Source organism: Paenibacillus sp. SYP-B3998 (assembly GCF_010820665.1).
GTDB lineage: Bacteria > Bacillota > Bacilli > Paenibacillales > NBRC-103111 > Paenibacillus_E.
In genome coordinates this window covers 93,911-111,900 of record NZ_JAAIKC010000002.1, presented here as the reverse complement: position 1 = coordinate 111,900, position 17,990 = coordinate 93,911, and the positions used below count along the sequence as shown (strand labels likewise).

16 protein-coding genes are annotated in these 17,990 nt (G+C 47.0%); 8 read left to right on the top strand and 8 right to left on the bottom strand.

Annotated features, from left to right (window positions below; all coding sequences use genetic code 11):
• Positions 1–69: 69 nt before the first annotated feature.
• From GK047_RS08410 to GK047_RS08375, 8 genes are all read left to right on the top strand, one after another.
• Complete coding sequence (locus GK047_RS08410; RefSeq protein ID WP_163944150.1) at positions 70–1,365, top strand: amidohydrolase; 1,296 nt, start codon at positions 70–72, stop codon at positions 1,363–1,365.
• 24 nt (positions 1,366–1,389) lie between these two features.
• Positions 1,390–1,878 (top strand): cell wall elongation regulator TseB-like domain-containing protein, encoded by a 489-nt coding sequence (locus tag GK047_RS08405; protein ID WP_163944147.1) that lies wholly within the window; start codon positions 1,390–1,392, stop codon positions 1,876–1,878.
• Positions 1,879–2,054: 176 nt separating this feature from the next.
• Positions 2,055–2,585 carry a hypothetical protein gene (locus GK047_RS08400; RefSeq protein WP_163944143.1) on the top strand — a complete coding sequence of 177 codons (531 nt, stop codon included), beginning with the start codon at positions 2,055–2,057 and terminating at the stop codon, positions 2,583–2,585.
• The gene (locus GK047_RS08395; protein WP_163944140.1) at positions 2,578–4,083 is read left to right on the top strand and encodes an AAA family ATPase; all 1,506 of its coding nucleotides are present in this window, start codon (positions 2,578–2,580) and stop codon (positions 4,081–4,083) included. Before GK047_RS08400 ends, GK047_RS08395 begins: the two co-directional genes overlap by 8 nt.
• A 199-nt stretch (positions 4,084–4,282) precedes the next feature.
• Complete coding sequence (locus GK047_RS08390; protein WP_163944136.1) at positions 4,283–5,155, top strand: 3-hydroxyacyl-CoA dehydrogenase family protein; 873 nt, start codon at positions 4,283–4,285, stop codon at positions 5,153–5,155.
• Entirely contained in the window at positions 5,152–6,360 is a 1,209-nt protein-coding gene (locus GK047_RS08385; protein ID WP_163944133.1) for an acetate/propionate family kinase, read from the top strand. Before GK047_RS08390 ends, GK047_RS08385 begins: the two co-directional genes overlap by 4 nt.
• Before the next feature lie 127 nt (positions 6,361–6,487).
• Complete coding sequence (asnS, locus tag GK047_RS08380; protein ID WP_163944130.1) at positions 6,488–7,777, top strand: asparagine--tRNA ligase; 1,290 nt, start codon at positions 6,488–6,490, stop codon at positions 7,775–7,777.
• Positions 7,778–7,815: 38 nt separating this feature from the next.
• On the top strand, positions 7,816–8,499 hold the full coding sequence (locus tag GK047_RS08375) for a DnaD domain-containing protein (RefSeq protein ID WP_163944127.1): 684 nt from the start codon (positions 7,816–7,818) through the stop codon (positions 8,497–8,499).
• Positions 8,500–8,582: 83 nt separating this feature from the next.
• Here GK047_RS08375 and mtnB read toward each other — a convergent pair whose 3' ends face one another.
• The 8 genes from mtnB to GK047_RS08335 all read right to left on the bottom strand — a co-directional run bounded on the left by mtnB (position 8,583) and on the right by GK047_RS08335 (position 17,948).
• On the bottom strand, positions 8,583–9,224 hold the full coding sequence (gene mtnB, locus GK047_RS08370) for a methylthioribulose 1-phosphate dehydratase (protein ID WP_163944124.1): 642 nt from the start codon (positions 9,222–9,224) through the stop codon (positions 8,583–8,585).
• A complete protein-coding gene (locus GK047_RS08365; RefSeq protein ID WP_163944121.1) occupies positions 9,221–9,883 on the bottom strand; it encodes a 2-hydroxy-3-keto-5-methylthiopentenyl-1-phosphate phosphatase in 663 nt (220 codons plus the stop codon). The genes mtnB and GK047_RS08365 overlap by 4 nt, the downstream gene beginning before the upstream one ends.
• Complete coding sequence (locus tag GK047_RS08360; protein ID WP_163944118.1) at positions 9,880–11,148, bottom strand: 2,3-diketo-5-methylthiopentyl-1-phosphate enolase; 1,269 nt, start codon at positions 11,146–11,148, stop codon at positions 9,880–9,882. The genes GK047_RS08365 and GK047_RS08360 overlap by 4 nt, the downstream gene beginning before the upstream one ends.
• Before the next feature lie 43 nt (positions 11,149–11,191).
• The gene (proC, locus tag GK047_RS08355; protein WP_163944115.1) at positions 11,192–12,061 is read right to left on the bottom strand and encodes a pyrroline-5-carboxylate reductase; all 870 of its coding nucleotides are present in this window, start codon (positions 12,059–12,061) and stop codon (positions 11,192–11,194) included.
• A 70-nt stretch (positions 12,062–12,131) separates the two neighbouring features.
• Complete coding sequence (locus GK047_RS08350; protein WP_163944112.1) at positions 12,132–13,379, bottom strand: glutamate-5-semialdehyde dehydrogenase; 1,248 nt, start codon at positions 13,377–13,379, stop codon at positions 12,132–12,134.
• Between the two features lie 13 nt (positions 13,380–13,392).
• Positions 13,393–15,108 (bottom strand): proline--tRNA ligase, encoded by a 1,716-nt coding sequence (locus GK047_RS08345; RefSeq protein WP_163944109.1) that lies wholly within the window; start codon positions 15,106–15,108, stop codon positions 13,393–13,395.
• Between the two features lie 29 nt (positions 15,109–15,137).
• A complete protein-coding gene (proB, locus tag GK047_RS08340) occupies positions 15,138–16,238 on the bottom strand; it encodes a glutamate 5-kinase (protein WP_163944106.1) in 1,101 nt (366 codons plus the stop codon).
• A 507-nt stretch (positions 16,239–16,745) separates the two neighbouring features.
• Entirely contained in the window at positions 16,746–17,948 is a 1,203-nt protein-coding gene (locus GK047_RS08335; protein WP_163944102.1) for a pyridoxal phosphate-dependent aminotransferase, read from the bottom strand.
• Between the last annotated feature and the right edge of the window lie 42 nt (positions 17,949–17,990).

The following is a 17,990-nucleotide window of genomic DNA, read 5'->3' as shown; positions in this document are numbered from 1 at the left end:
ATGCTTGAAGATGTAAAGTTGAAAAGGCAATGTTCTTTTATAGAATGAACAGAGAGAGGATTATTTAGTATGAAAAAAACATTAATTAAAAACGGTATTTTCATTACAATTAATGAAGCGAAAACGTTCATCAAAGGCTGTATGGTCATTGAAGGCAACCAAATTACATATATTGGCGAACTAGCGCCTGAACCTCACGAGAATTATGATGAAGTTGTCGATGGCACCAATAAGGTTTACATGCCTGGGCTCGTAAATACCCATGGACATGCAGCAATGTCATTACTTCGCGGTTATGGCGATGATCTTGCTTTGCAGATCTGGCTTGAAGAGAAGATGTGGCCAATGGAAGCCAAATTCAGCTCACAAGACGTAAAATGGGGAACGCTGCTCTCGATTGTTGAGATGATTAAAGGCGGAACAACAACGATCGTTGATATGTACGATCATATGAATGAAGTTGCCATTGCGATTGAACAATCGGGTATGCGCGGCGTTTTGACCCGCGGTGTAATTGGCTTGTGTCCACCTGAAATTCAAGATGCCAAGTTAAAAGAAGCGACGGAATTCGCAAGAAACTGGCACGGTAAAGCGGATGGCCGCATTACGACGATGATGTCTCCACATGCCCCGTATACATGTCCACCGGATTATATTGAACGTATCGTGCAAGCGGCACATGACTTAAACCTACCTATACATACTCATATGTCTGAGACAAGTCGTGAAGTACAAGCGAATGTTGATCAATATGGACTGCGTCCTGTCGCTCATTTAGAAAAAATCGGTGTGTTTTCAAGACCTACCTTAGTAGCGCATGGCGTTCACCTTCTTGATGAAGAAATACAAATATTGAAGCAGTATGACGTGCGCATTTCGCACAACCCAGGTAGTAACCTTAAGCTTGCCAGCGGTGTGGCACGCGTCCCTGAGCTGCTTCGTGCAGGAGTGAAAGTTTCACTTGGTACGGATGGCGCGGCTTCCAACAACAATTTGGATATGTTTGAGGAAATGAGACTTGCCGCTTTGATTCACAAAGGCGTATCGGGCGACCCTACAGCTGTGCCTGCTGCTGAAGCACTGTTGATGGGAACCAAGATGGGTGCCGAATCGGTTTGGCTGCAGGATGTTGGGCAGCTTTCCCAAGGTATGAAAGCTGATTTCATCGCTTTAGACATCGATCAGCCGCATTTCTTGCCGAAGACAGACTTCGTTTCTCATATTGTTTACTCAGCATCGGCAAAAGATGTAGTTGATGTGTGTGTAAATGGCGAATGGATCGTGCGTAAAGGCGAATGCCTGAAATTGGATGAAGAAAAGATCAAAAGTGAATTCGAGCAATGCTTCGATAAATTAATCGGCTAACGTCTATGAAAGGAGAGCGGCTTCGTGAATTGGAAAAGAACGGTGGCACTCTGCGCGTTCATCATATTGACGTTGGGTGTGGTGCTCAGCCGCTTTTACATGGATGTGCAAAATAAACATTGGGGTGAAAACAGTAAAGCTGTAGAAACCGCCTACGAAAAGACGATTTTGGCAAAAGCTACAAAGGTAGATTCTTTCTACGGTGATGAACCATTAAAGATTGTGTACGGTGAAGACAAAATCGGTCAACCGGTTATTGTTTGGGTGTCTGATAAAGACGTACACACGGAGATGTCATCCGAAAGTTTCTCCGAGGATCAAGTTAGGGAAATTATGCTCAAAAAGGGAACCGACTTTGAAGTAGAACGCGTATTGCCCGGTAAACTCGGGGATGATTACGTGTGGGAGGTTTTCTATAAAAAGCAGGACGACTCAGGAACGCGTTATTTTTATGACTATTATAAATTTAAAGACGGAACCTATATGGATACTTATCGACTCAGCCTGCATTAGGCTGAGTTTTGTTATTTCCACTCATTTCATAGAGCTATCGTATATGCCGCGTGATATACTTTTCGTATAGCAGCAGTGAATAACGAATGGTGCCGCATGATGTACACTCGATAGCATACAATTACGAGAAATGAACGCAATAACAAAATAGACTATAGAAAGGGGGACGTTGTCTGATGAAGCTACGTCTCTTACCTGTCGTCCTGAGTGTGATCATCTCTTCCGCCGTATTATTTGGTGGATGGTTTGCTTATACAAGTCTCGCCATGGAAAATCCATTATCCGATATTATCGGTAATGCTCCAGGTGTAGAAAGTTCGACAATGAAGCTAGACAGTACACAAGTAAACATTGAATTAAAATTGAAGCAAGACGCTAATTTGCGTGAGATCGTTAGACGTATACAGACGGAAGGTTCCTCGATTATCGGAAAGCGTTCTTTACATGTGGAAGTAACGGACAAACCATCAGCCAAGATTGAAGAATGGTGGTCCAAAGCATTGTTTGAGGTTGCGCAGGCAATGGAAACGAAGCATTATGCAGATATTCCAACCACGCTGCAGAAATATGCAGCCGATGTTCCTAACATGAAGGTAGATAGTGAGATGGATGAATCTTATGTATACATTCATATGACCGATGGTGAATCCTCTAAATTCGTAATGCTCCCACGATCTTCGAAGATAGGAGTGTGGCCGAATGAGTAAAATGTATAAAGAAATAAGTATCGGGTTCGTACCTGTGCTGCTCATTTTTTTGGCTTTCATTGGTGTCAATGTAATTCCATTGTTATTTGTAGCGGTACTGGGTGTTTCGTTGTTTTATATGATTAGAAGCCGTGGTGGCGCAGGTATTTCAGCTGGTGGCGGTGATCGGAAAAGTAAAAATCGGACCCCGTCTTATTTAACTTTTGATCAAATTGGCGGACAGGATCGAGCAAAACGCGAATTGATGGAAGCTCTTGATTTCTTGATTAAGCATGAGCAGATCAAAAAGTTAGGTATTCGTCCATTGAAGGGTATTTTGCTTACGGGTCCTCCGGGAACAGGGAAAACGTTAATGGCGAAAGCCGCGGCTCATTATACGAATTCTGTTTATATGGCAGCTTCAGGTAGTGAGTTTGTAGAGATGTATGTGGGTGTAGGGGCTAGCCGCGTTCGCGATCTTTTCAAAGAAGCGAGAACTCGCGCGGCCAAAGAAGGCAAAGAGAGTGCGATTATTTTTATTGATGAAATTGATGTAATTGGTGGTAAACGCGATGGCGGGCAGCACCGTGAGTATGATCAGACGCTCAATCAATTGCTAACTGAAATGGATGGTATTCATACGAACGACGCTCCACGCATTCTTATAATGGCGGCAACTAATCGTAAAGAAATGTTGGATAGCGCCCTTCTACGTCCTGGACGTTTTGATCGTCATATCGATGTGGATTTGCCAGATAAGAAGGGGCGATTGTCGATTCTGGATATCCATGTGAAAAACAAACCGCTGGCTGAAGGGGTCTCCTTGGACACGGTTGCCGAACAAACCTTTGGCTTCTCGGGCGCACAGCTTGAAGGCGTGTTGAATGAAGCGGCGATTTATGCGCTGCGCGAGGAGAAAACTGCGTTGGAGCAGCATCACCTCGCTTCAGCGATCGATAAAGTGATGATGGGTGAACGAACGGATAAAGAAGCAGCAAAAGAGGAGAAAGAGCGAGTCGCTTATCATGAGCTTGGACACGCCATTGTCGCTGAAATTGTTCGTCCTGGTTCTGTGTCTCAAGTAACCGTAAGCCCAAGGGGCAAGGCGCTAGGGTATGTGCGTCACAATCCGCCGCAGGATCAATATCTGTACACCAAAGATTATATCGAAGAACAGATTATGATTGCTTTAGGCGGAGCGGCAGCTGAAGAAATTTTCTATGGCGGACGAAGTACAGGGTCCCGCAATGATTTTGAACAAGCCTTATCGATGGTTCGTAATATGATGGATTCCGGTTTGACGGCATTGGGTATTATGGATCGTGAGATGGTGACGAAGGAGCAGTTAATGAAAGAAAATACGGCAATCTTGGACGCGCTTATGCTGCGGACCAAGGAGCTGCTTGAACAGCAACGCGGCGTGTTTGATCATTCCTTCGCAATCTTAATGAAAGAGGAAGTGCTCTCAGGAGAATCGTTTCGTAAACTCCTTGGACCTCGCGTGGAGCAAAGTGCATAATCATGACCGCTGACAAACGTCGGCGGTTTTTCTTTTGGTGTACTTTGGTGTTCAAATTGTGTCTAACTAGCGAAAACATCATGAAACTTTTGCGTATACTAATGAAATCGTAGGCCAAAGCTTGTATGATTAAGTAGTGGACGCTATTGAGAATCCATTGAGAATTATAGAGAACTGCATGGAGAAGGAGACACCGGGGATGGCATTCAAAACAATTGGTGTAGTAGGCGGAGGCACAATGGGGCAAGGGATCGCCGAAATGTTGGCGGCGAGAGGCTTGGAAGTACTGCTTGCTGAGAAGACGATGGACAAGGCGGATCGAGCCATTGAAATGATTTCGCTTAGTTTGGATAAACAAATTGAAAGATGGGCATTGACTGAAGCAGAGAGAAAGCTAATTCTAGGGAAAATCAAAAAGACAGACTCTCTTCAAGATATGGCTGCCTGTGATATGGTAATCGAGACGATTACGGAGGATTTGAATGCCAAAAAGCATGTATTCTTCCAACTGAATCAAATTTGTGGGCCGACAATTATTTTAGCTAGCAATACTTCTACTTTGAGTGTTACGGAAATCGCGGCTGTAACGACGAATCCTGGACGAATTATTGGGCTTCATTTCCTACATCCCGTTGCTAAAATTGATCTTGTAGAAATTATTAGAGCAATGAAAACGACGGATGAAACGTTTGAAGAGACGCGTAGATTTGTTGACGAGCTTATTCAAAAGAAGAGTATTAAAGTAAATGAGTCGCCTGGTTTTATTACGACAAGGCTTATTTGCACGTTAATTAATGAGGCATTGCATACACTTTCAGAGGGTGTTGCTTCGGCTGAAGATATCGATAATGCGATGCGGATTGGTTATGATTTCAAATATGGACCGTTAGAATTATGTGACCGATTCGGACTGGATTCGGTTTATTCCGCTCTAGAAGGCATGTTCCGTGATTTTGGCGATATCAAATACCGCCCGTCCTTCTTGTTGAAGCAAATGGTACGTGCCGGGCATCTTGGCGTGAAATCAGGGGAAGGTTTCTTCCGCTACGATAAGGATGGTGATCGCCTGTGAACATCTTAGTTATAAATGCAGGAAGCTCTTCGCTTAAATATCAATTGTTTAATATGAAAGATGAATCCGTTTGCGCAAAAGGAAGAGTTGAGCGTATCGGCATGGAGACGGCCATTCTGATCCATGAGCCAGCAGGCAAAGCGGAGGTTCATGAAGTTAGCGAAATTCTTGAGCATACAACTGCGATTCGCAAGGTGCTCGAGAAGCTCGTTCATCCCGTAGAGGGTGTTCTTGCCTCGATCAAGGAGATAGACGCTGTTGGCCATCGCGTTGTTCACGGAGGCGAATCGTTTAAGAGCTCTGTTCTCGTTGACGCAAACGTAAAGCAAGAGATCAAGCGGCTCTTCGATCTCGCGCCCCTTCACAACCCAGCGCATATGCTAGGCATTATGGCGGTTGATGCGAATATGCCTGGCGTACCGCAGGCTGTTGTTTTTGACACCGCTTTCCATCAAACAATGCCTGCGCCGGCTTATTTGTACCCTGTGCCGATGGCGCTGTACCGGAAGCACAAGGTGCGCCGTTACGGGTTCCACGGCACCTCGCACAAGTATGTTAGCGAACGCGCCGCTACCTTCTTAGGACGCCCACTGGAGGAACTCAAGCTTGTTACTTGCCATATCGGTAACGGAGCGAGCTGTGCGGCAGTACAAGGCGGCCAATCTGTCGATACGAGCATGGGGATGACTCCGCTCGAAGGACTGATGATGGGCACGCGCAGCGGCGATCTAGACCCCGCCATCGTGCCTTATGTGATGGGTAAGGAGGATTTGACGTTGGGTGAGGTCAGTTCTATGCTCAATAAGCATAGCGGGCTTCAGGCGATCTCAGGGATCAGCAGCGATATGCGTGAAATTGTAGAAGCATTGGAGTCTGGCGACAAAAACGCTCAGCTTGCTTTCAATATGTACGAATATCGACTACGAAAATATATTGGCGCATATGCAGCAGCCATGAATGGAGTCGATGCGATTGTGTTCACCGCAGGCGTTGGTGAGAACTCAGAACTACTTCGCAAAACCATTTGTGAGGGTCTGACTTTCCTAGGAGTGGAATTCGATGAAGCAGCGAATCGCACAGGTAGAGGACTGGATCGCAGGATTTCGAAAGTAGGGTCGAGGGTGGAAGTTCTCGTTATTCCAACTAATGAAGAATGGATGATTGCCCGAGATACGTATGCGTTAGTAATTGGAAACAGAGCGTGAGAAGCTAAAGCAGCAAAGAGGATTATTCAGAAGCATGTGAACTGATTCTTTTGTGGAAATAGTGTACAATAGTGTAGGTGTTTAAAAACTGGGAAGTTCCGGTATGTATAGGAGGCTTGAAAGAAAGATGAAGTGTACGATTAATGAAGTAAAGCATCATGTTGGCGAGTCCGTTACGATTGGCTGTTGGTTGAACAAGAAAAGATCGAGCGGTAAAATTCAATTTCTCCAGCTGCGAGATGGCTCCGGATATATACAAGGTGTCGTTGTAAAAAGCGATGTCAGCGAAGAAGCATGGGAAGCCGCTACCAAACTCACACAGGAAAGTTCTCTTTATGTTACAGGAACGGTGAAGGAGGATACGCGCAGCAAGGGTGGATTTGAACTTGATGTGCAGGGTGTGGAAATTATCCAAATAACGGAGGAATATCCGATTACGCCGAAGGAGCATGGCGTTGATTTCTTAATGGATAACCGTCATCTTTGGATTCGCAGTCCGCGTCAGCGTGCTGTTCTTGTGATTCGCGCACAAATTATTCAGGCTGTGCAGCAGTTCTTCAATGACCGTGGCTTTCATTTGGTGGATCCACCAATTTTGACGCCTTCCTCCTGCGAAGGCACAACGAATTTGTTCCATACCAAATATTTCGATGAGGATGCTTTCCTGACGCAAAGCGGTCAATTGTACATGGAAGCCGCGGCAATGGCGCTAGGTAAAGTATATTCATTCGGACCGACGTTCCGTGCGGAGAAATCCAAAACGCGTCGCCATCTGATTGAATTCTGGATGATAGAGCCGGAAATGGCGTTCGTCAATCATGAGGAGAGCTTGGAAGTGCAGGAGCAATTCGTGTCGCACATTGTGCAAACGGTATTAGCGAACTGCGGTAAGGAGCTTGAGACCCTTGAGCGAGACACGTCCAAATTGGAAAAGATTCAAGGTGGCTTCCCGCGTATTACATACGATACGGCTGTTGAGTTTTTGAAAAATAATGGCCACGAATTTGAATGGGGCGAGGACTTCGGCGCACCGCATGAAACGGCGATCGCTGCGCAGTATGAAACCCCTGTATTTATTACGCATTGGCCAGCTGAGATCAAAGCTTTCTATATGAAACCAGATCCTAGCCGTCCAGAAGTTGTGTTATGTGCAGACATGATTGCGCCTGAAGGGTATGGCGAGATTATCGGCGGAAGCCAGCGGATCGATGATCCTGAGCTTATGGAGCAGCGTTTCCAAGAGCATGAACTATCCAAAGAAGCCTATCAATGGTATCTGGATCTGCGTAAATACGGCACGGTGCCTCACTCCGGCTTTGGTCTTGGACTTGAACGCACGGTTGCATGGATTTGCGGATTAGATCACGTTCGCGAAACGATTCCGTTCCCACGTCTTCTCTATAGACTGTATCCGTAAACTATTTTATCGACCATTGGTAAAAAGGGGGGATTCAGATGAGTAGACAGGATACCACACCGCGCAAAATGCTGGAAGCAGCTCTTTTGATTGGATTTCGAGAGGGCAGTGTTACCGTCCCGACGCTTCTCCTGAAGCATTACCGAACACTGAAGTTGAGTGAGATTGAGGTCATGACGATCATTCAATTGATTTCCTTTTTTGAAAAGGAACAGAACGATTTTCCGACCATTGAGGAAATCCAAGCGAGGATGACGGCATCCCCCGATCAAGTGATTGCCAGTCTGCAGAAGCTGCTGCATGAGCAGTTCATTACGATTGACGAAGATACGGAAGAAGCTACAGGCATGAGGTGTGAGAGGTATAATTTATCGCCGCTCTACCAAAAGCTTGCGCAGCTCGTCATCGAGCAGGAAGCAGCTGCGCTTACAGCCGTTCGTGCACCTATTCATTCTGATGCTGCTGCTAAAGATATATACACCACATTTGAAAAAGAGTTTGCACGACCACTGACGCCAATGGAATTAGAAACGATCAGCGGTTGGTTGGACAAAGATATGTATAGAGAAGAACTGATCTTAACAGCATTGAAAGAAGCTGTCTTTGCTGGAAAAGTGTATTTCCGCTACATTGACCGTATCCTGCTTGAATGGAGCAGGAATCGGGTAGCGACTGTCGAGCAGGCGAAGGAGTATTCGCAGCGTTTTCGCCAATCTAGATAACTTATGAGAAAAAGCCAGATCGTCACTCCATGACTTGGAGACGATCTGGCTTTTTTGGCTAAAGAAGTGTCTGTAAACGGTAACTAGACACCTTTATGAAGCAAGTGGGAATGGTACACGTATTCGAAGATGAACTCAAATGCTTCCAAATGGCGTTTCGCTTCAAAAGCATTAGCGCCCCAAGCGTAGATGCCGTGTTTACGAAGTACAATGCCAGGAATGCGAGGGATAATAGCTCCTTCTACAAGCTCAGCGATACGCGGAATATCAGCATAATTGGGTAAAATTGGGATTTCGATCTGTGCTTCTTCATCCCAAATGTTGAATGCTTTGATCAGCTCGACACCATCGACGGGAATACTTTTACGCTCCCCGTATAGCTCGGAAATAAGGTTGTTGAAAATCGTGTGCACATGGAAAATAGCCCCTGCGCCTGTTAAACGGTAAATTTCACTATGGATTAAGGTTTCTGCCGATGGCTTCAAGCTAGTCGCTTCAGTTGGTTGACCTTGCTCATTGACAAGCAGAAAGTCTTCTGGCGTCTGGACCGATTTATCTCTGCCGCTAGATGTAATGGCGAAAGTGAAGGCATCAGGGGCGTAACCGCCTACGCGAACAGAAAGATTGCCGCTCGTTGCCGGAAACCAGCCTCTTGCCGCTAAATTAGCTTTAATGTCTCGAAGTTCCGTGAATGCACGTTGTTTCTCTTCTAGTAAAATACTCATGATATCGGTTCAGCCTCCAATTGCTTCATAATATCGAAGAACGTTTCGAAAGGATAATACGGATAATCAAGTTGTTTACACATATCGATGAGATGGGATCTCGCAAAAATGGTGTCAACCAGCTTAGCGCCTTCGAAATCGGTAATACTGTCACCGATAATAATACGTTCGTAACGTTCTTGATCATAGGAACGAATAATGCTAGTTTTGCACATGCCGCAGTCCGTAGAACACAGTTCATCACAGCGATGAGGCCACAGAATTTCAATCGTCGTGCCTTCGAACGTGCTGGCGTTGCAAAAAATGTGATCCGTTGGTATGGAAAACGGTTGTAGCAATGGGTAGATGAAGAAATCGATGCCACCGCTTGTGATGAGCAATGTAATGTTCTGTTCTTTGCAGTAAGCAACGAATTCCCCGAAACCTTCTCTAATCTTTGCATTCGTAATCGCATAATCGACGATTTCTTTCTTCCTAGCAGTAGGAAGGAGCGCGAACATCGCGCCAACGCCTTTACGGATCGAAATTTTCTTCCCTACAACCTGATCGACGAGTTCATCCCAACCTGGCGGCTTAAAATGCTTCATGATCGCCACAATGTTATCGTTCACGGTAATCGTACCGTCAAAGTCGCAAAAGATGATGCGTTCCTTGTTCATTCTTTATTCCCCCAAGTATCAATAGCTGCTTGTAACTCTGGATGTGTCTTGGCATATTCTTGTAAAGTAATACCTTGCAGACTTGCGTCAATCGCTTGACGGAATGCTTGTCCGCCGGCAATTGTGCCAAGCGGGTGACCATGGATGCCTCCGCCTGCATTCACAACGACATCGCCACCAAAATCACGCAGAATTAGCGGAACTAGGCCTGGATGAATCCCAGCGGATGGCACAGGGAAGCTGGCGGCAAGATTCAACGCAGCGTCAGTCGAAGCTCCATAGGCATAATCGGCCCGCAAATCACTCGTTAACAACGCATGCTTGATGGCTAAGTTCTCATCTCTTGGCATGACGACAGAGCCGTAAGGCGAAGGGAAGAGAACTAAGTCTGCGCCCGCGATTCGCATTAATTTGCCTAATAACACAGAAGCGGAAATGCCATAATGGTGAGATGGATAAGTAGCGCCAGCCATTGCTGGGTGTGCCATAATCGGAATGTTAATTTCAGGATCGGCGCTTAACGCATGAAGCACATCGAACCCGTAAGCAAGCACGTTGAAAAGCAAGGCATTTGCCCCAGCGCGAATGGCTTTTTTAGCTTGTTCAGCCAATTCAAAGGTCGGCCCCGTTAAATTAACGGCATAGAGCAGTTTTTGTCCGGTTTCCTTGCGCGCTTGCTCAGCGGCTTCCAGGCAGACCTCAATACGCTTCTCAAGCGGGGTTAATGGATTTTCAAACAAAATTTCATCGTCTTTGATTAAATCCACGCCGCCAGCGGCCTGTAAGTAGAATTGTTCTCGCAGTGCAGGCAGTTCATAGCCAACAACAGACTTGAAAATGCTCATTAGAAGCGGACGGTTATGTACGTCCAGTAGGTCGCGTACACCTTGCATCCCGAATTTGGGACCGGCAAAACCAGCAAGAAAATCAGAAGAGAACGACAAATCAATTAACTTGATTTTGCCGTCCATAGATAGCTTGCCGAACACGGTAACCAATAGGGCTGGAATATCACGACTAAAATTAACGTCCGGGTATGCGATTTGAATGTCGGCGTAACGTTCTGATAGTCCTTGTCCAGGAGCGGGTTCATGGACGTCAACCGAAATGACCTTGCCAAGGTGCTTCTCCATTTGGGTCTTTTGTGCTTCAGGAAGTTCAGTCCAGCTGCCAACCGTGAGGCCGACTGCGATGCTAGTCGCTTTTTTATGAAAATCGGCTTTCTCATCGAAAGACCGATAAGTTGCTAAGCAATAAGCGCTCATTTTTATCTTTCACCTGCTTTACATAGAGTAAGTCATCTTGTGATTATACGGTTTTCACGCTTGTATGTTGGGAAGCGATTTCCTCGCCCATTTCTTTGGCCCGTTCCGCAGAGCGGAAAACTGCGCGAGTAATCCCTTCGACAAATTGATGGTTGTCCAGAACTTCAATCGAGGCCTGTGTAGCGCCATTAGGTGAGGTGACCTTGCGACGCAATTCTGCTGGATTTTCTTGCGTTATTTGAACCATATGCGCTGCTCCAAGTACAGTTTGAAGCGTAAGCTGGCGCGCATCTTCCTCGGATAGACCCCCTTGAATAGCCGCTTTAATCATTGCTTCCATGAAATAATAGACGTAAGCAGGGCCACTGCCCGATACACCCGTCACAATTTCTAATTTTGTTTCTTCAACGATACTGACTATGCCGACAGCTTCAAATATTTGGGTAGCCAATTGTTGAAGCGATTCACTCACCGAAGCGGAAAAACTCATGCCCGTAGCGCCTAAGCCTATTGTGCAGGAAGTGTTCGGCATCGTTCTGACAATCGGCATGCGTGTTTGTAACAACGCTTCGATTTTGGCAATGGAAAGACCGGCGATTACAGAGATAAGCAATTGCTTCTCACTAAGAAAGGGCTGCAAATCGGCAAACGCGGTTTCGACATCCTTAGGCTTCATACAAAGGACGACAACATCAGCCTCGCGGATGTAGGCTTCTCTGGTGACAGAATCAGAGGTTGCATTTACATCGTACTCGGAACGGAGATATTCCAATCTTGTTTGATCGGAACGATTCATAACAAATAGATTGTGTGAATGAGCAACTTTACGTTCTAGAAGCCCTCGGAAAATAGCCTCGGACATCGAGCCGGCGCCGACAAATGCAATTTTTGCCTGAGATAATGAAATGGACATAAGTGCGTAATCCTCCTTAGGGTTTTGATCAAGCACGATTGACATCGCAAGCAATCTGTTGGATGCGAAACTATTCTCGGATTTGACCGCTTCCGTAGATGCGGTATTTCGTTGAGGTTAAAGCGTGCAGACCCATAGGTCCTCGCGCGTGCAGCTTCTGTGTAGAGATACCGATTTCAGCGCCAAAGCCGAATTCGAAACCATCTGTAAAACGCGTTGAAGCGTTGTGATACACAGCCGCCGCATCGACCTCTTGTAGGAATCGTTCTGCATGTGCAGGTTGTTCGGTCACGATGCACTCGGAGTGCTTGGTGCCATAATTGTGGATATGCGCGAATGCTTCATCAAGATCTTTCACAACTTTGACCGAAAGGATGTAATCTCCGTATTCCGTTTCCCAGTCAACAGCCTCGGCGATATGCATGGAAGGGACCAGATCTCTTGCGCGTTCATCGCCTCGTAGTTCGACTTGAACCGCTTGGAAAGCATCGGCTAAAGCAGCTAAGTGTTGGGCGGCGAATGCTTCATGAACGAGCATGGTTTCCATGGAGTTGCAGACGGAAGGCCGCTGCGCTTTGGCATTCACTGCAATTCGAATCGCCATATCGAGCTGCGCACTTTCATCTATAAAAGTATGACATACACCTGCTCCCGTTTCAATGACAGGAACCGAAGCGTTATTGACAACATTTTGAATAAGCGAATGTCCGCCTCTTGGAATTAATACATCAATCAGGCCATTTAACTTCAACATTTCGTCCACAGACGAACGGTCAGCGCTGAGAATAAGCTGGAGGGCATCCACTGGTATCGCAGAGCGGCTAAGGGCGCCATGGAGTACCTGAATAATTTTTTCATTGGAAAATAGTGCCGAAGATCCACCACGCAGCACAACTGCGTTCCCTGTTTTTAGACATAAGCCAGCAGCATCAACGGTTACATTAGGTCTAGCTTCATAAATGATGCCAATGACGCCTAATGGAACACGGATTTTGCTAATGCGCAAACCGTTGGGACGATCAAACGATTCTAACGTATCTCCGATTGGATCAGGTAATTCTGCGATTTGACGAAGACCTTCCGCCATTGCTTGAATGCGACTCTCATTCAGCGCTAGACGGTCTAGTAAGGAAGTGCTGGTGCCAGCGTCTTTGCCACGCTGCAAATCCTTAGCGTTAGCATCAATGATAGCTTGCTGCTCGGTTACTAGTGCATTAGCCATAAGAAGCAGTGCGGCGTTTTTCTGCTCGGTGCTTAGATTGCCCATCATTTGAGCCGCTTGTTTGGCAAGTTTTGATTTCTGAACGACTTCACTCATCGGTTTCAGCCTCCTAATTAAAAAATGTTTGACAGTGAGCTAGCAAATTGTCGACTTGAAGCTCGTATTGGTTACCGTTGCGGCGTTCCTTGCATTCGATACTGGATTCAGCCGCTTTCTTCCCTACAGTTAGTCGGAGCGGGAAGCCGAGGAGATCCGCATCATGGAATTTGACTCCTGGTCGTTCTTCTCGGTCATCCCATAAAACACTGAAGCCTGCACGTGTCAGCGTGTCGTAGATATGTTCTGACAGTTTCATTTGAGCTTCATCCTGCGTCTTAACCGTTAGTAGATGGATCGAGAATGGTGTAATGGCATGGGGCCAAATGATGCCGTAATCGTCATGATTTTGTTCGACTATAGCAGCAAGCACACGTGAAATCCCGATGCCATAACAGCCCATTACGATATCTTGGGAAGCGCCAGCTTCATCGTTGTAGACAGCACCCAATGAATGACTATATTTAGTGCCTAATTTAAATACGTGCCCAACCTCAATGCCTTTTGCAAAAACAAGTTCACTCAAGCAATGGACGCACGTATCACCTTCTGCCACATTGCGTAAATCGGCGTACATCAAAGTAGGGAGATCACGGTCGACCTGTACGTGTTGCAAGTGGAAATCTGCTTCGTTCGCACCGATGACTGCTTCAGTCAGCCCTCTAACAGAGTCGTCCGCGATGAGCTGAACGCCGCTTCTACCAAGAAGTCCGATTGGACCGATGAAACCTGCAACAGAACGAAGTTCATTCATGATCTCATCTTCGGTCATCATGCTGATTTGTTCAGCGTTAACGACTTGCCTAATCTTAATCTCATTCAGCTCATAATCTCCTCGAATGAGCACGACGAGAGGGGCGCCATCGGCCTTTAAAGCAATTGTTTTGATGATTTGTTGCGGCTTGACGTTCAGGAACTGACTTAATTTTTTGATGCTTGAAGCCTGAGGCGTGTGAATTTTCTCAGGCGGAGTCGAGTTGTTTGTTTCAGCCGTCATCTGTAGTTCTGGAATCACACCGACAGCTTTCTCTAGGTTAGCTGCATATTGACAGGATGGACAATAAACGATGGTATCTTCGCCAACATCGGCTAGTGCCATAAATTCATGAGTATCGGTGCCGCCGATAGCGCCGGAATCGGCTTCAACTGCGCGAAATTTCAGTCCCGTACGACGGAAGATGCGGTCATAGGCGTTATACATTTGCTTATAGCTTAGATCTAATCCAGCGGAAGAACGATCAAAGGAATAGGCGTCCTTCATTAGAAATTCTCGTCCGCGCAGGAGACCATACCGAGGTCGTCGTTCATCCCTGAATTTGGTTTGGATCTGATAAAGCGTCATAGGCAGCTTCTTGTAAGACTGAATTTCATCGCGTACAAGAGAAGTAATCACTTCTTCATGCGTAGCGCCAAGGGCGAACTCTCGCCCATTTCGGTCTTCTAGTCTCATGAGCTCTGGGCCATAGATGTCCCATCTGCCTGATTCTTTCCATAATTCAGAAGGATGGAGGGCTGGCATGAGCATCTCTTGAGCTCCAGCCGCATCCATTTCTTCTTGTACAATCTGTTGAATGTTGCGCAGTGCTTTCAATCCTAGAGGTAAATAAGAATAAATGCCGCTGGATAGCTGCCGGATGAATCCTGCTCGAAGCATGAGGCGGTGGCTCACAGCTTCTGCGTCTGCTGGTACGTCCCGCAGTGTAGGGTTAAGTAACAATTGTTGTCTCATGCTTAGCTTGCCTCACTTTCCGAGCCTATCTATAGGAGCGGGACCCACTCGTCTCGATGGATCACTTCAATACGTACGACCTCGACCCGCTTTTGTACTTCTTCGGTTGATAAGCCTGCGGCTGCTTGCAATTGCCATGCTGTGTAGTTAACGACTCCGCGACCTAGTAGTGTGTTATCTGTGCCCAACACCTCAACGACGTCTCCGGGGTGGAAATCGCCTTCGACGGCAGTAATACCGGCGGGGAGTAGGCTTTTACCGCCGGATAGCAACGCTGTCCTGGCACCCGCATCGACGATAATTCGGCCTTGGGGCAGCGAATGAAAACCGACCCATTGCTTTTTGACTGGCAAGTTGTTCATCGCCGTGTCGAAATAAGTTCCCTTGCCTTGACCATCTACGGCAAGCTGTAGATCGTAGGGCTCAAGCACGCGCCCTACGAAAACGGGTACACCTCCGCGCATGGCGATACGGGCGGCCTCGACCTTGGAGCGCATACCGCCGGTGCCGACTGCGCTCCCTGAACCTCCAGCGAAGCTGAAGAGCTCGTCGCTGATTGCATCTACGCGCTCGATTCGCTGTGCGCTCGCATTTTTTCTAGGGTCGTCCGTATACAAGCCGTCCATGTCTGTGATGATGATCAACTTGTTGGCTTTCACTAGGTTGCCGACTAACGCAGACAAGGTGTCATTGTCGCCGAATTTAAGCTCATCGACTGAGACGGAATCGTTCTCGTTGATGATGGGGACGACGCCCCGCTGCAGCAGTTCGTCAATCGTCATCAGCGCGTTCTGGACGCGCTTGCGGTTGGAGAAATCATATCTCGTTAGCAAAATTTGAGCGACGCTAGTGCCATGAGAGGCGAAGGCTTCGTGATAGGCCTGCATTAATAGCGCCTGGCCGACTGCAGCAGCGGCCTGCTTCTCGTGCAGCACCTTAGGCCGTGTGCGGTAGCCAAGGGAAGTGAAGCCTGCGGCTACCGCGCCGGATGTAACGAGCAGCACTTGATGGCCGTCTTGCTGCAATCGCGCCAACTCCGAAGCGAAAAAACGTATTTTATCCGGATTTAGGCCGCCTGTATCGGAAGTTAAAGAGCTGCTGCCGATTTTGACGACGATTCGCTGTATCATATCGATCCCATCCTTTGGTTTTATTTGGCTAAGTATGTATATGCAAAAAAGACTTTCGTCCTCATAACAATAAGGACGAAAGTCTGTAACTTCCGCGGTACCACCTTAGATTGGCGCATGTAAAAAAAGCTGCACCCAACTCTAGATTCCCTAAATAACAGCAGGGGGCTGTTCAACTCGTCGTTGACCGTTCAGGGGCGGGTTCGAAATCGGTTCACGGTAAGCTCTCTCAGCCAATGGAGCTTACTCTCTGCAGACGTGTTGCACGCTTCCTACTATTCCCATCATAACGTTGCGATATGGAAGTCTCTTGAAGGCTTCCTTTTAATTCTTTATAGAATAGCATGCTGTACAAGTCTTTGTAAAGGAGCTAATGTCAATACTTCCCTCTTACCAAGGGAAGGGAACCTGACTGTTCGGCCCTTTTTTTATTCTAACAGGAGTAACTCATGAAGCTCCTGCAAGGCTGAAAGCATGAAGCTCTCAACCCATTGTAATGTCCATAGATTAATCAAACAAATGAAGCTTGCCAATTCGCTGCACGGCTTCTTCCAAGCGTGTCTCAGATGACAACAGCCCAAGCCGTACATATCCTTCGCCGTGTGTCCCAAAGCCTACACCCGGAGCCACGACAACTTTAGCTTCCTGCAGCAGCAGGTCGGAAAGGCTTGTCGAGGTGTGTCCCTTCGGCACTGGCAGCCATGAGAAGAACGAGCCCTGTGAGGGGGAGGCGTTCCATCCGATACCAGCAAGCGCTGTGTATAGTGCGTTACGTCGGCTTTCGTAAACATTGCGAAGTTCAGTTACACAGTCCTGAGGACCGATAAGAGCGGTTGTCGCCGCTGCTTGGATGCCTCCGAACAGAGAGCAGTAATAATGATCCTGCATTAAGTTGATTAAGCGGATAACCTCACGATTGCCAAGAGCGAAGCCGACACGCCAGCCAGCCATATTGTAAGTTTTGGACAAGGTGTAAAATTCCACGCCAACTTCTTTTGCGCCAGGGGTGGAGAGGAAGCTTACGGGTTTCTGACCGTCGAAACCAATGGCTCCATAAGCAAAATCACTTGCCACCACGACCCCGCGCCGATGAGCGAACTCAACGGTCTCCTGGTAAAAGGAGGCTGGTGCGGTGGCTCCGGTAGGATTATTCGGATAGTTAATGAACATTAACTTGGCACGGTTCAGATCAGATTCCTTCAGCGCTGAATAATCAGGAAGGAAGTTATTGTCTTCTTTAAGCGGCATGAAAGCCATCTGCGCGCCTGCAAGCGCTACGCCAGACCAGTAGTCTGGATAACCTGGATCAGGGACAAGACAAACATCTCCTGGATTGAGCAGACATTGAGCGATTTCAATCAATCCTGTTTTACCGCCAAAAAGTATGGCGACCTCGGTTTCAGGGTCAAGGTCGACATCGTGGTCTTCCTTATAACGCTGAGCGACCGCTTCTTTGAGAAAGGGGAACCCGCTAAATGGTGGATATTTGTGATAGAGCGGATTAGCCGCAGCTTCTTGCATGGAAGCAACGATGTGAGAGGGGGTCGGTCGGTCAGGGTTACCTTGCCCCAAATTAATGACGTCGTGTCCTTGTGCAATTTGCTCATTTGCTTTACGAACTAGTGTTGCAAAGAACTGTGTTGGCAATCCCTGCATACGATCGGCAGGTTGTATGGAAAAAGGGGCTTGTGGTCGAGATAGATTGGTCATGTTTTAATTCACACTCCGTAGGTCGGGATTTACATAATAACA

Coding starts and splice junctions, on each gene's coding strand:
- GK047_RS08335 (WP_163944102.1), bottom strand. CDS start 17,948: ATGACCAATCTATCTCGACCACAAGCCCCTTTTTCCATACAACCTGCC.
- GK047_RS08400 (WP_163944143.1), top strand. CDS start 2,055: ATGAAGCTACGTCTCTTACCTGTCGTCCTGAGTGTGATCATCTCTTCC.
- GK047_RS08375 (WP_163944127.1), top strand. CDS start 7,816: ATGAGTAGACAGGATACCACACCGCGCAAAATGCTGGAAGCAGCTCTT.
- GK047_RS08410 (WP_163944150.1), top strand. CDS start 70: ATGAAAAAAACATTAATTAAAAACGGTATTTTCATTACAATTAATGAA.
- GK047_RS08395 (WP_163944140.1), top strand. CDS start 2,578: ATGAGTAAAATGTATAAAGAAATAAGTATCGGGTTCGTACCTGTGCTG.
- GK047_RS08360 (WP_163944118.1), bottom strand. CDS start 11,148: ATGAGCGCTTATTGCTTAGCAACTTATCGGTCTTTCGATGAGAAAGCC.
- GK047_RS08345 (WP_163944109.1), bottom strand. CDS start 15,108: ATGAGACAACAATTGTTACTTAACCCTACACTGCGGGACGTACCAGCA.
- asnS (WP_163944130.1), top strand. CDS start 6,488: ATGAAGTGTACGATTAATGAAGTAAAGCATCATGTTGGCGAGTCCGTT.
- mtnB (WP_163944124.1), bottom strand. CDS start 9,224: ATGAGTATTTTACTAGAAGAGAAACAACGTGCATTCACGGAACTTCGA.
- proC (WP_163944115.1), bottom strand. CDS start 12,061: ATGTCCATTTCATTATCTCAGGCAAAAATTGCATTTGTCGGCGCCGGC.
- GK047_RS08350 (WP_163944112.1), bottom strand. CDS start 13,379: ATGAGTGAAGTCGTTCAGAAATCAAAACTTGCCAAACAAGCGGCTCAA.
- GK047_RS08390 (WP_163944136.1), top strand. CDS start 4,283: ATGGCATTCAAAACAATTGGTGTAGTAGGCGGAGGCACAATGGGGCAA.
- GK047_RS08365 (WP_163944121.1), bottom strand. CDS start 9,883: ATGAACAAGGAACGCATCATCTTTTGCGACTTTGACGGTACGATTACC.
- proB (WP_163944106.1), bottom strand. CDS start 16,238: ATGATACAGCGAATCGTCGTCAAAATCGGCAGCAGCTCTTTAACTTCC.